We start from the raw sequence: 12,894 nt of genomic DNA on the forward strand, positions 1-12,894 counted from the left end.
AGCTTTTATGAATTTTAGAGATAAAATTTTTCCTTACATCTTATCAATAATTGTAGGCGTCTACATAGGATATCAGTTGAACTATTTTACCAACAACAAAATTGATAAACAAGCTGAAAAATTCTATGATGTATTAGAATACACTAAAAAATATTATGTTAATTCTATTGATACGAAAGAGCTGGTGGAGGACGCAATTAAAGGGATGTTTGATAAATTAGACCCGCATACAATTTATCTTTCACCTACAGAAGAACGACAATCAGAAGAAGAATTTAAAGGAAATTTTTATGGGATTGGAATTGAATTCCAAATCATTAATGACTCAATTACGGTTGTAACTCCTATAAACGGAGGTCCAAGTGAACAGGTAGGTATTTTACCCGGCGACCGAATTGTAAAAATAAATGACAAAAGTTCAGTTGGACTTAGTAACGAGGAGGTAATTAGAACATTAAGAGGAGAAAAAGGCACCCAGGTAAAATTAACAGTTTACAGACCATACACAAAAAAAATAATTGACTTTAATCTTACTAGAGCCGAAATTGCTATAAATTCTGTTGACTCTGCATTTATGTATGATAACTCCACGGGCTATATTAATCTAATTAGATTTTCCGCAACAACTACCGAAGAAATGGAGAAAGCATTAAAAAGTCTCTCTGAAAAAGGAATGAAAAGATTAATCTTAGACCTTAGAAACAACCCTGGTGGTTATTTAGATCAAGCTTATCAAGTAGCTGATTTTTTTATTGATGATCATAAATTAATAGTATCAACCAAAGGAAGACTTAATGAATTTAATGAAGATTTTATAGCACAAAAATCATATCCTTATGAAAAAATACCCATTGTAGTTCTTGTTAACAAAGGTACAGCATCTGCAAGTGAAATTGTGGCAGGTGCTATTCAAGATTGGGATAGAGGATTGATTGTTGGAGAAACAACGTTTGGCAAGGGGTTAGTACAAAAACCAATTATATTAAATGATAGTTCTGCAATTAGGATTACTGTTGCTAAATACTTTACGCCAAGCGGAAGAGAAATCCAAAGAAATTATGACAATAAAAAACTATATTACAAAGAACCAATAAACAGACCAGAAATAAATAGTGATAATTGGCAACATAACCTTGAAAAAGATTCCAGTAAAAATATTTACAAAACTATAAGTGGGCGACAAATTTTTGGCGGTGGTGGTATTACGCCAGATTATTTAGTTGAACCTACAAAATTTTCTAATTTGGAAACACAAATTAGGCAAGCTAATGCTTTTTATTTGTTTGTTAGAAATTACATGGATAAAAATGGTGCTAAATTAAAAACGGAATACAGCGACTTAAATTTTTTCTTGAAAAAGTTTTACTTTACCGCTGCCGAGCTTAATGAGTTTGTAAAGTATTTAGGCAAATTAAAAATTAAGGTCAACAAACCGCAATTTGAACAAGAAGAAAAACAAATTGGAACTATTCTTAAAGCCTATGTTGCCCGTGAACTCTGGAAAAACTTAGGATGGTATTCAGTTGTTTTGCCTAACGATTTACAATTTGTTAAGGCTTATAGTCTTTTAAATAAAGCTGAGGCTATACTTAAGACAAATCAGAACAATAAATTTTAGTTAACTATAACTCATATGAATGAAGTAAAATTATTTCCTTACAAAAGCATAATGCCTCAAATTCATCCATCTGTTTTTTTAGCGAGTGGCGTAAAGATTATTGGAGATGTAAAAATAGAAGAGAACTCTAGTATTTGGTATAATACTGTTATAAGGGGAGATGTGCATTATATTAAAATTGGGAAAAGTACCAATATACAAGACATGTGCATGCTGCATGTAACCAATGATAAATTTCCATTAATTATAGGAAATAATATTACCGTTGGTCATTCAGTAACACTGCATGGCTGTGTGTTAAACGATAATTGTCTAATAGGAATGGGTTCGGTGGTATTAGATGGTGCAATTGTAGAAAAAAATTCGATTGTGGCTGCTGGTGCAGTGGTTCGTCCAGGTTTTATTGTGCCATCTGGAAAATTAGTTGCCGGTGTTCCTGCAAAAATAGTTAGAGAATTATCACATAGTGAGATAGAAGAAATAATCGCTTCTGCTAAAAGATATGTTGAATATGCAAGTATAACAAAGAATTCACTTTTACATAAAAGCGATAACTGATGAAAATAAAATTTTGGGGTACAAGAGGCTCTATACCAATTCCTGGTATAAATACCTTAGAGTTTGGTGGTAATACTCCATGTGTGCAAATTACAGATGAAAATGGTAAAGCTTTAATATTAGATGCAGGCACAGGTATAAGAGAATTAGGTAAACAAATTATATCACAGAATTCACTGTTCAAAATTAATTTATTGGTTTCACATTCACACTGGGACCATATTCAAGGCTTGCCATTTTTTGAACCATTGTACCATAAAGAATATGAAATCAATATATACTCGTATGCACATCAGGGAATTGAAGGGTTTGAAATATTCGAGGCGCAGTGGCATCCGCTTTTTTTCCCAGTTAAAAAAGATGTTCTTAAAGCTACTATTAAATACAATGCAATTGTGGAGGATATGAAATACAACATCGGCGGATTTTTAGTTTCTACAAAAAAAATGAATCATAGCAAAGGAACTCTCGGCTTTCGGATTCATTCTGTTAAAGATATTGTTTATATGACTGACAACGAGCTGATCTTTGACACTGAGAGTCCGTTCAGTATGAAAAACATTTTTGATAAAAATAAAGAATTAGTAGAGTTTTGCAGAGGCTGCGACTATTTAATTCATGATTCAATGTATTCACTTAAAGATAATATAAGTAAAATAGGATGGGGACATTCAAACAATATTTCGGTGCTTCAGTTTGCTGAAATTGCGGAAGTAAAAAATCTTATTTTATTTCATTATGATCCTGATTATTCCGACAAAGATTTGAATAAATTAATTAATGAATCTAATAATTATATTCGTCATCTAAATTATAAAATTAATTGTGTTGCTAGTAAAGAAGGATTAGAAATTACTTTATAACAAACTTCTGATATTATGATTAAAGGCTTATCTGTTTATGCAGAAAAACAATACAAAATTAACAAATCCAACATCCATCTATTGATAGGTCGATTAAAAATCCATCTTAATTTTTTCATTAGTTATTTATCTATAAATTTTGTAAATAACGAACAAATACTTGCTATCAATAAAAAGTTTTTAGGTCATAATTATTTTACTGATGTTATAACCTTTAATTATTCTAAAGAAAGTAATAATTTTGACGGCGAAATTTTAATAAGTATTGATGAAGCTAAAAAAAATGCTAAAAAATATAAAGTTGACTTAAATGAAGAGATTGCAAGATTAATTATTCACGGAGTTTTACATTTGTTAGGTTTTGACGACCAAAATAGTAAAAAGAGAATCATCATGAAGTCTTATGAAGATAAATTAATAAATATCAATAAAAAATATTTACAAAATTTAATTGAAACAGAATGACATCGAAAATTGTTGAAGTGCTAACAAAAATTTTAGAAGGATTAAATAATAATTACTCTTTGGAAGAGGTGAATAAAATTCTTTTAAAAGAAAAGAAATTTGATCAAAAGACTGTGAGTGTTGCTTTTAGCCTGATATTCGATAAAGTGCTAACAAAAAAGACATTTGAAAATAAAGCAAAAAATAAGAGAAGCGAGGACTTGAGGATATTAAGTGAAGAAGAAAGGGAAATTTTAGGACTCGAAAATTATAATTACTTGCTCCATTTAATAAACGTTGGCTTAATTGATTCTAAAAATGTCGAGACAATTTTAGAGCAAGTAATGATGTTCCCAGAAACACAGATTACTAAAAGTGAGATCAATTGGATAATACTTTTGTCTCTTGTTGACTTTAATTCTGAAATACTACCAGGTAGCAGGGTGCTATTGTATTCTTCCGATACTATTAATTAAAAGGATTGTTTATGAACAAAAATTTGATTTTGGTGGAATCTCCATCTAAAGCTAAGACTATCAACAAATATTTAGGTAAAGACTTTATTGTCGAAGCAACAGTCGGCCATTTAAAGAATCTTCCTAAAACAAAATTAGGTGTGGATATTGAGAATGGGTTTCGTCCATCATTATTGAACATACGGGGCAAAGGAGATATTATAAAAAAAATAAAAGAACTCGCATCTAAATCAAATACTGTATTTATAGCAACTGACCCTGATAGGGAAGGGGAGGCAATAGCTCAAGATATTGCCGATTTAATTAATGGCAAGACAAATGCGAAAATTAAGAGGGTATTATTTAACGAAATAACCAAACATTCCGTTAAAGCTGCTATTGAGAATCCGAAAGAAATTAATATTAATCTTGTTAATTCTCAACGCGCACGACGCGTAATGGACCGTATAATTGGCTATAAAATTAGTCCTTTCCTTTGGAAAGCTGTTGTAGATAGTGGTTCACTCTCGGCCGGTAGAGTGCAATCGGTTGCACTTAGGCTTGTTTGTGAACGCGAAGAGGAGATTGAGAAGTTCGTACCTACCGAATATTGGAATCTTATTGCACAGTTCATGACAGAAGACGGCAAGGAATTCTCCGCTAAACTTTACGAAATGGAGGGTAAGCAGCTTAAAGTTCAGCCGAAACCTGAAATGACCGAAGAAGATTGGAAAGAATTTCTTAAAAATAATTTTGCAATTAACACAGAATCATTAGCTAAAGAGATTGCTACTAAAATAGAATCAAAAAATAAATTTGTTATAAGTGATATAACTAAAAAAGAAAACAAAAGAAATCCTTTCCCACCTTTCATTACAAGTACACTGCAAGTAGAAGCTTCAAGAAAATTAGGTTTTAGACCTAAAAAAACAATGATGTTAGCACAAAATTTGTATGAAGGAATTGAACTTGGTAAAGAAGGGCCCACAGGATTAATTACTTACATGAGAACTGACTCTACTCGATTAAGCGAAGAAATAATTTATGAAGCGAGAAGTTTTATCGAACATAATTTTGGCAAAAATCACCTTCCTGCAAGACCAAGAAACTATGAACAGAAAAATAAAAAACATGTTCAAGATGCTCATGAAGCTATTCGTCCCACATCATTAAAATACACACCTGAATATGTAAAGCCTTTTTTGTCAAACGATCAATACAAATTATATGAACTAATATGGAAACGATTTATTGCTTGTCAAATGGAATCGGCTGTTTTAGAAGTTACTACCGTTTTTATCAAAGCTGATGAATTTATTTTTCGTGCATCTGGTACCGCAATTCAATTCCCAGGCTTTCTTGCAATTTATGATGAATCCTCTGAAGACAGTAATGGTAATAACGCTAACGAGAATGGGCAATTACCAATTGGTCTTTATAGAAATCAAGAATTGCAATTAAAGGAATTAAAGAAAATTCAATCTTTTACTAAACCACCTGCAAGGTACACAGAAAGTTCCTTAATTAAGGAACTTGAAAGTAAAGGTATAGGCAGACCAAGTACTTATGCTCTTATAATGAGCACAATCATAGAAAGAAATTATGTTGAACAAATTGATAAAAAATTAATACCCACAAAACTCGGTAAAAAAGTCAACAAAATATTAGTTGAAAACTTTCCAAATATTATAGATGTTGATTTTACAGCTAAGATGGAAGATGAGCTTGATACGATTGCAGATGGGAACATGGAGTATGAAAGAGTTTTGAGAGATTTTTACGAACCTTTTTCAAAAACGTTACAAGAGGTTGAATCAAAAATTGAAAAGCCGAAATGTGAGATATGCGGTGCAGATATGGAAATAAAAATTGGAAGATATGGGAAATTTCTTGCATGCACGAACTATCCAAAGTGTAAAAATATTAAGTCGCTTAAAGAACTTTCAGAAAACAACTCAGAACCGGAATTCACCGGAGAAAAGTGCCCAAAATGTGGTGCTCGTACTGTTTTTAGAGAAGGGAAATACGGTAGATTTATTGGTTGTGAAAGATATCCAGAGTGTGATTTTACGAAGGTAATTACTACTGGTATTCAATGTCCTAAATGTAAAGAAGGTGAACTTACGGTCAAAAAAACAAAACGGGGGAAAATTTTTTACGGGTGCAATCGCTATCCAGAATGTGATTATGCTACTTGGAAATTGCCAAAAGAAGAAGTTGCAGATGAAAATAATGTCTAATTTTTTTAGCTATGTAAATGAGTAAAGCAGATGAAAAGCATAAAGAATTTTGAACAACTGCTCAATATGTTTTTAGTTGACTTATCCGGCATTAGCAGAGTTTCAGAAAATACTATACAGGCATATTCAAACGATATTAAACAACTTCTTGAATTTTGTCAAACTAACAAAATCAATAAATTATCCCAAATAAATCATAAAGTAATTAGAAGATTTTTAGTACAACTAAATTCTTTGAACATATCTAAAAATTCAATTTCTAGAAAGTTATCGAGTATTAGAAAATTCTTTAATTTTTTGGTAAAAAATAGTTTTTTAGAAAGCAATCCAATATCAGATATTTCAAATCCTAAAGTTGTTAGAAAATTACCAAGTCATTTAACTATTGACTCTTTTTTAGAAATTTATAGATTGATAGACAAAGAAATTGAATTTGAGGAAGCAATTAAGCTAAAGGCAATTTTTGAACTACTCTATGGATGTGCTTTACGCGTTTCGGAATTGTGTTCATTAAACATTAATGATATTGACTTTGCTTCTAAATCTATTCGCATTTTAGGTAAAGGTAATAAAGTGAGAATAGTTCCATTAGGTGAAAAATCTATTTCGGTGCTTCAACAATATTTGGAACAAAAGAAATTATTAGTCGAGCCGCATAATCTTTCTGCTTTGCCATTATTTACAGATAAAAAAGGAAAAAGACTAAATCGTTTTGTCGTTTATTACATTGTTAAAAAATATATTTCAAAGGTAAGTGATATAGAAAAGAAAAGTCCACATGTACTAAGACATAGTGCAGCAACGCATATGTTAGACAATGGAGCTGATCTTATTGCAGTCAAAGAAATTTTGGGGCATGAAAATTTGTCTACTACTCAAATATATACCCACGTTAGTATTGAGAGATTAAAAAGCACTTATAAAAAAGCTCATCCAAAATCTTAAAGGAGACAATATGAACATTCAAATAACATCTCGTAAATTTCGTGCAAAAGACTCATTAAAAAGTTACATAACCAAAAGTTTAAAATCGCTGGAAAAATTAAATGATCAAATATTAGATGTAGATGTAATCTTAAGTTTCACTCATATAAAAGACAGCATAAAGACAGTTGAAATTAATGCACAAATTCCTGGCAAACTACTTTCGGTAAGTTCATCAACAGACGATTTTAAAAAGTCTGTAATTGATGCTAGAAATAAATTAGAACGTCAATTAAGAAAAGAGAAAACAAAAAAATTGGCGAAAACCAGATGATAACCGTAGATGAAAAAAATATTATTAAAAAGGATAGTATTAATGTAGAATTTTTTTATAAGCATACTAAAGATAGATTTAATTTAAAGCTGCTTAATCAAAAAGATGGACTTAAAAGGATAATTAATGACCAAAATCTTCATAGACCTGGTCTTGCACTTGCTGGCTTTGTCGATTTATACTCTTACAATCGCGTGCAAGTCTTTGGCAATACAGAGATGAGGTATTTAAATCGATTAACATCTTCTAAAAGAAAAAAAGCGTTAGAGAATATTTTTAAGTTTGATATCCCATGCCTAATCTTAACTGATAACAATAAACCATTAAATGAAATGCTGGAATTAGCATCTAAATACAAGGTCCCTATTTTTGGTACATCTTTTCCTACTACAAAACTTATCTTTTTAGTAAGTGATTTTTTAGATGACCAATTCGCACCTCGATTATCCGTCCATGGTTCTTTCGTAGATGTGTATGGAGTAGGTATGCTCTTTATTGGTAAATCTGGAATTGGCAAAAGCGAAGTGGCACTTGACTTGGTTGAAAGAGGACATAGATTAGTTGCTGATGATGTTGTGATATTAACGAAAAAGGGAGAGGGAATTTTAATGGGTGCGGGTACTGACCTTGTAAAACATTTCATGGAAGTTCGTGGAATAGGAATAATTGATATTAGAAGTATGTTTGGAGTAAGAGCAATTAGATTTCAAAAAAGATTGGAGATTATTGTAGAACTTGAGATTTGGGATGAAAACGGCGATTATACTCGTACTGGTCTTGACGGCACTAAGCAAACACTATTAGATGTAGAAATACCATATATTAAACTTCCAATAGTACCAGGCAAAAATATAACGGTTATCTCAGAAGTTATTGCACTAAATTATTTGTTGAGACATTATGGTTATGATGCTGCACAGGTATTTAAAAGAAGGCTGAATTACAGAATTCGCCAAAAAATGAATAGTGTAGATAGAGTGGTTGACTATTTTGAGCACGATTTTGAATAGTAAATTAGCTTGACTGAATAAAGTGCTTTTATTATCTTCGCAACCGAATTTGATATGAAAAAATTTTACTACTTTTCAAAAGCTAAGCTTAAATTCGTTGAAATTAAGGACTTTTACCGTAAGTTTTTGTTTTTAGTCTTGTTTTTCTCTTTTTTGATTTCATTTTTGGTCTTCGGTACGTTCTTAGTTTACAACGAGTATGTAAATCCCGATTGGGAAGTCAAATCATTACAAAGAAAAAATAATCAATTAAAAGATGATTTCAGATCGCTGTTAGAAAAGTACAAGCAGCTAAGTACTCAAGTAGATAATTTATTTAAGCGTAATAATGAACTTAGGCTTTTAGCCAATTTAGAACCGTTTAACAATGAAGATTCACTTATTGGTATTGGTGGTAATATTTTTTCGGATTTTGATCCTACAACTCCTTCTGACATTAAAGAATTATTAAATAATATTTCTTCTTATGTTGCTCAATTGAACGCTAAAGTAACATTAGAAAAAGAAAGTTTTAATGAAGTTAAAGAAACATTAAAATCAAATGAGAAACTTTATGCGGCAATACCGGCGCTAAAACCTGTAGTTGGCGGTTTTTTTGGAGATTCTTTTGGACTTAGGATGCATCCAATATTAAAAATAAAAAGGATGCACGATGGACAAGATATTGTTGTTGACATTGGCACCAAAGTTTATGCGCCCGGTGCAGGAAAAGTTTCATTTGTTGGTCGTAGAGGTGGGACTGGTCTTACTCTCGAAATTGACCATGGTTTTGGTTACACGACAATTTATGGGCATCTTTCCCAAATTTTAGTTAAACTAAACCAAAACGTGAAAAGAGGTGATGTAATTGCATTGTCTGGTAATTCTGGTAAATTATCAACAGGACCACATCTACATTATGAAGTTAGACATAACGGTATACCATTAGACCCACGTAATTTTATGTATGATGATATTAATATTTTTGATATAGTTAAAAAGAACGATAATTCTAAGGAGATGAAGTAATATGATTTGGACCGTTGAATTAGCGTCTTATCTTGATGACGCTCCTTGGCCAGCTACAAAAGAAGAATTAATAGATTATGCCGAAAGAATAGGCGCTCCTATTGAAGTTATTGAAAACTTGCAAGAGCTCGAAGATTCTGATGAGCCATATGAAACAATAGAGGATATATGGCCAGATTATCCAAGTGACGAAGATTTCTTTTATAGCGACGATGATGAATATAAATCGTAATATCGAGCTCTTAAATGCAAGACTTTTTTAATGAAATTGTAAATCAAAATACAGCAAAGAATATTTTGCAGAGTATCTATAACTCAGGGCGTGTACCACACGCCTTTTTATTTTTTGGACCAGAAGGTGTGGGAAAATTTAACACAGCAATCCAATTTGCAAAAATCCTTAATAGCAACACCAACACTAAAAATGCTGATGCTGTTATTTCAAAAATTAATTCCTTCTTTGAACCTTATGTAAAACTTGTAATGCCGTTGCCCAGAGGCAAAAATGAAACTGGTGATGACTCACCAACTGAAAAATTAAGTGATGACGTGTTAGAAACAATAAATTTAGAACTGCAAAAAAAAAGAGATAATCTTTATCACAAAATAACTATTGAAAACGCTAACTCTATTAAAATAAACAGCATTAGAGATATTAAAAGGTTTATCGCTTTTAATTATGCAGATGTTAATAAAAGAATAATTATTATTTTAGAAGCTCATTTGATGAACGAGGAAGCACAAAATGCTCTCTTGAAAAGTTTGGAAGAACCCCCAGAAGGCATAGTTTTTATTTTATTGACTTCAGATAAAAATAAATTGCTGCCAACTATCTTATCTCGGTGCTGGCAGGTTGATTTTGAGCCTCTTCAGCCTAATGACATTGAAATTATACTGCAGAAATTCTTCAAAATTGATAGGCAAATTTCGACCCACGTTTCTAAATTTGCAGACGGCTCCGTCTATAAAGCACTTCAACTTATTGAAAATGATTTTGAGAAACTATTGGAAACCACTATACAAATTCTTAGATATTCACTCGGGAAAAGATATTTTACAGCTTATAATGCTCTTAAAGAAATCACAAACGACTTCTCTAATGCTTTATTGAAAATGATAATTGATTTAATTATAAAATGGTTCGACGATACATATAAAAATAAATCATCTTACGATAATTATTATTTCAAAGACTTTTTAGATACTATTGAAAAGTTCAATAACAAGTTTAATTCTGTTGATATACCAAACGTTATAACCAATCTCGAAAGACTTAAAGAATTAATAGATAAAAATGTTAGCTTGAATATCATATCTTTATGTCTTATATTTGAAATAGCAGCAATTACAATAGGGAAATAAAGTGTATTACATAGATTTATCTTTCCTTAAAGCAGAAGAATCCGATTATACCCCTCCTCAACTTGATATTATTCAAACGGAATGTAACAATTGTTTTAAGGATATTATTACGAACAAACTTCACTCAAATTATCATAATGTTAGTGCTTGTCTCTCATCAGAAGTTGAAAAGCAGATGAGAGTGCCTATAGACACAAGAAACATTATTGAAGTTAGTTCTGAAGGACTGTTGAGTACAAACTATTGTGAAGTCCCACCTGAACTAATTAACAAGGTTTCTTCCGGTGATTTTATAATTGTAAGCTTCGATGATTTTTTAGAGATTGCTCAAGTAAAATTGATTGGCGAATTAGTTAAAATTAAACGACAACATTATGAACTTTTTGGCGAACCTCTTCCAACTGTGATTCGTAAAATTAACAAAGATGATTTGGAAAGGATTAACAAAAATCGCATTGATGAACAAAAAGCCATAAAAGTTTTCAAGGAAAGTACAGCCAAGTTTGGTCTAGAGATGAAATTGGTAAGTATTCATTTCCAATTTGATAGGAAAAGATTATTCTTTTTTTATACAGCAGATGGACGCGTAGACTTTAGAGAATTAGCTAAAGACTTAGCTTCAATTTTTAAGACAAGAATTGAATTAAGACAGGTAGGAGTACGAGATGAAGCGAAAAGGATTGGTGGGATTGGCACATGCGGGAGAGAATACTGCTGTACATCTTTTTTATGCAACTTCAAAAAAATCACTACACAATTAGCTAATGAACAAAATCTTTTGTCATCTATGGGTAAGCTCAGCGGTCCATGTGGAAAATTAAAATGTTGCTTATCGTTCGAGATTGAATAGATAATTTTGTCCTTTAATTTTTATATGGAGATATGAAATGCAAAAAGTAGTAATTGTTGCTGCTAAACGTACTCCTGTTGGGTCTTTCTTAGGAGAACTTTCCTCATTATCTGTAACACAACTAGGTAGTATTGTAATAAAGGATATTTTAAAAACAACTAAAATCAACCCTGAAATAGTTGATGAAGTAATAATGGGTAATGTTTTATCTGCTGGTGTAGGACAAGCACCAGCAAGGCAGGCAGCATTATTTGCTGGTTTGCCTAATAAGACCGAATGCCTGACAATAAACAAAATGTGCGGAAGTGGATTGAAAGCTGTTATGTTAGCTCATCAGGCAATTAAATGTGGTGACGCTGAAGTAGTAATTGCAGGCGGTATGGAAAGCATGTCTAATGCACCATATTTATTAACCGAAGCAAGAAAGGGATATCGACTTGGTAATTCTAAGTTAATTGACCACATGATTGTTGATGGCTTATGGGATGTTTATAATAATATTCACATGGGTAGCTGTGCTGAGGCATGTGCAAAAGATTTTAATTTTACTCGACAAATGGTTGATGAATTTGCGATAGAATCTTATAGAAGGGCATTAGAAGCTCAAAAGAATCATAAATTCGATGAAGAAATTACCGAAGTTGAAATTCTAACTAAAAAAGAAAAAGTTATTGTTAAAGAAGACGAAGAGCCTAAGAAAGTAAAGTTTGATAAAATCTCTTTATTAGCACCTGCATTTGAAAAGGATGGTATTGTAACTGCTGCAAATTCATCGAAGATTAATGACGGAGCAGCTGCTCTGTTAGTAATGACTGAAAAAAAAGCTAAAGAACTTGGTTTAACGCCCTTGGTTGAAATTGTAGAGCAAGCCTCTGCTGCTAAAGCACCTATTGAATTCCCAACTGCGCCAGCCGATGCAATAAGTAAAGTAATAAAAAAGGCAAATTTGAAAATTGACCAAATAGATTTATTTGAAATAAATGAAGCGTTTGCTGTAGTGTCCTTAGCTGTTAATAAATTGTTGGGTTTGGATGCAAGTAAGGTTAATGTCAATGGTGGTGCAGTTGCTCTTGGGCATCCAATTGGAGCAAGCGGAGCAAGAATTCTTACAACATTAATTTATGAGTTAAGAAGAAGGCAATTAAATTTAGGGATAGCTTCATTATGTATTGGTGGTGGTGAAGCTTCAGCGTTAATTGTCAAAAATTACAAAGGATGAGGTTTATTC

General features: G+C 31.8%; 14 protein-coding genes. All 14 read left to right on the top strand.

The features are described from left to right. Positions 1-7 precede the first annotated feature (7 nt). The 14 genes from ABRY23_02375 to ABRY23_02440 are packed head-to-tail and all read left to right on the top strand — an operon-like array spanning position 8 to position 12,885. The gene (locus ABRY23_02375; protein ID MFA3781895.1) at positions 8-1,618 is read left to right on the top strand and encodes a S41 family peptidase; all 1,611 of its coding nucleotides are present in this window, start codon (positions 8-10) and stop codon (positions 1,616-1,618) included. Between the two features lie 15 nt (positions 1,619-1,633). Next, entirely contained in the window at positions 1,634-2,176 is a 543-nt protein-coding gene (locus ABRY23_02380; protein ID MFA3781896.1) for a gamma carbonic anhydrase family protein, read from the top strand. Next, positions 2,176-3,039 carry an MBL fold metallo-hydrolase gene (locus ABRY23_02385; protein ID MFA3781897.1) on the top strand — a complete coding sequence of 288 codons (864 nt, stop codon included), beginning with the start codon at positions 2,176-2,178 and terminating at the stop codon, positions 3,037-3,039. The genes ABRY23_02380 and ABRY23_02385 overlap by 1 nt, the downstream gene beginning before the upstream one ends. A 15-nt stretch (positions 3,040-3,054) precedes the next feature. After that, a complete protein-coding gene (gene ybeY / locus ABRY23_02390) occupies positions 3,055-3,504 on the top strand; it encodes an rRNA maturation RNase YbeY (GenBank protein ID MFA3781898.1) in 450 nt (149 codons plus the stop codon). After that, positions 3,501-3,959: a DUF494 family protein gene (locus ABRY23_02395; protein ID MFA3781899.1), complete on the top strand. Its 459-nt coding sequence runs from the start codon at positions 3,501-3,503 to the stop codon at positions 3,957-3,959. Before ybeY ends, ABRY23_02395 begins: the two co-directional genes overlap by 4 nt. 11 nt (positions 3,960-3,970) lie before the next feature. Further along, on the top strand, positions 3,971-6,178 hold the full coding sequence (topA, locus tag ABRY23_02400; protein MFA3781900.1) for a type I DNA topoisomerase: 2,208 nt from the start codon (positions 3,971-3,973) through the stop codon (positions 6,176-6,178). Between the two features lie 30 nt (positions 6,179-6,208). Beyond that, positions 6,209-7,123: a tyrosine-type recombinase/integrase gene (locus ABRY23_02405; GenBank protein MFA3781901.1), complete on the top strand. Its 915-nt coding sequence runs from the start codon at positions 6,209-6,211 to the stop codon at positions 7,121-7,123. A gap of 10 nt (positions 7,124-7,133) precedes the next feature. Next, on the top strand, positions 7,134-7,436 hold the full coding sequence (gene hpf / locus ABRY23_02410; protein MFA3781902.1) for a ribosome hibernation-promoting factor, HPF/YfiA family: 303 nt from the start codon (positions 7,134-7,136) through the stop codon (positions 7,434-7,436). Further along, a complete protein-coding gene (hprK, locus tag ABRY23_02415) occupies positions 7,433-8,446 on the top strand; it encodes an HPr(Ser) kinase/phosphatase (GenBank protein ID MFA3781903.1) in 1,014 nt (337 codons plus the stop codon). The genes hpf and hprK overlap by 4 nt, the downstream gene beginning before the upstream one ends. A 54-nt stretch (positions 8,447-8,500) precedes the next feature. Next, entirely contained in the window at positions 8,501-9,454 is a 954-nt protein-coding gene (locus ABRY23_02420) for a M23 family metallopeptidase (protein MFA3781904.1), read from the top strand. Between the two features lies 1 nt (position 9,455). After that, positions 9,456-9,686: a DUF2795 domain-containing protein gene (locus tag ABRY23_02425; GenBank protein ID MFA3781905.1), complete on the top strand. Its 231-nt coding sequence runs from the start codon at positions 9,456-9,458 to the stop codon at positions 9,684-9,686. A 14-nt stretch (positions 9,687-9,700) separates the two neighbouring features. Continuing rightward, complete coding sequence (locus ABRY23_02430) at positions 9,701-10,816, top strand: ATP-binding protein (GenBank protein ID MFA3781906.1); 1,116 nt, start codon at positions 9,701-9,703, stop codon at positions 10,814-10,816. Between the two features lies 1 nt (position 10,817). Further along, positions 10,818-11,666: a stage 0 sporulation family protein gene (locus tag ABRY23_02435; GenBank protein ID MFA3781907.1), complete on the top strand. Its 849-nt coding sequence runs from the start codon at positions 10,818-10,820 to the stop codon at positions 11,664-11,666. Between the two features lie 37 nt (positions 11,667-11,703). Then, entirely contained in the window at positions 11,704-12,885 is a 1,182-nt protein-coding gene (locus ABRY23_02440) for an acetyl-CoA C-acyltransferase (GenBank protein MFA3781908.1), read from the top strand. The last annotated feature ends 9 nt before the right edge of the window (positions 12,886-12,894 follow it).

Source organism: Melioribacteraceae bacterium 4301-Me (assembly GCA_041538185.1).
Taxonomy (GTDB): domain Bacteria; phylum Bacteroidota; class Ignavibacteria; order Ignavibacteriales; family Melioribacteraceae; genus Pyranulibacter; species Pyranulibacter aquaticus.

Bases quoted from the DNA above. Each gene is read 5' to 3' on its own strand.
- ABRY23_02430 (MFA3781906.1), top strand. From the start codon at position 9,701: ATGCAAGACTTTTTTAATGAAATTGTAAATCAAAATACAGCAAAGAAT.
- ABRY23_02375 (MFA3781895.1), top strand. From the start codon at position 8: ATGAATTTTAGAGATAAAATTTTTCCTTACATCTTATCAATAATTGTA.
- ybeY (MFA3781898.1), top strand. From the start codon at position 3,055: ATGATTAAAGGCTTATCTGTTTATGCAGAAAAACAATACAAAATTAAC.
- hpf (MFA3781902.1), top strand. From the start codon at position 7,134: ATGAACATTCAAATAACATCTCGTAAATTTCGTGCAAAAGACTCATTA.
- hprK (MFA3781903.1), top strand. From the start codon at position 7,433: ATGATAACCGTAGATGAAAAAAATATTATTAAAAAGGATAGTATTAAT.
- ABRY23_02395 (MFA3781899.1), top strand. From the start codon at position 3,501: ATGACATCGAAAATTGTTGAAGTGCTAACAAAAATTTTAGAAGGATTA.
- ABRY23_02405 (MFA3781901.1), top strand. From the start codon at position 6,209: ATGAAAAGCATAAAGAATTTTGAACAACTGCTCAATATGTTTTTAGTT.
- ABRY23_02425 (MFA3781905.1), top strand. From the start codon at position 9,456: ATGATTTGGACCGTTGAATTAGCGTCTTATCTTGATGACGCTCCTTGG.
- ABRY23_02420 (MFA3781904.1), top strand. From the start codon at position 8,501: ATGAAAAAATTTTACTACTTTTCAAAAGCTAAGCTTAAATTCGTTGAA.
- ABRY23_02385 (MFA3781897.1), top strand. From the start codon at position 2,176: ATGAAAATAAAATTTTGGGGTACAAGAGGCTCTATACCAATTCCTGGT.
- ABRY23_02440 (MFA3781908.1), top strand. From the start codon at position 11,704: ATGCAAAAAGTAGTAATTGTTGCTGCTAAACGTACTCCTGTTGGGTCT.
- topA (MFA3781900.1), top strand. From the start codon at position 3,971: ATGAACAAAAATTTGATTTTGGTGGAATCTCCATCTAAAGCTAAGACT.
- ABRY23_02380 (MFA3781896.1), top strand. From the start codon at position 1,634: ATGAATGAAGTAAAATTATTTCCTTACAAAAGCATAATGCCTCAAATT.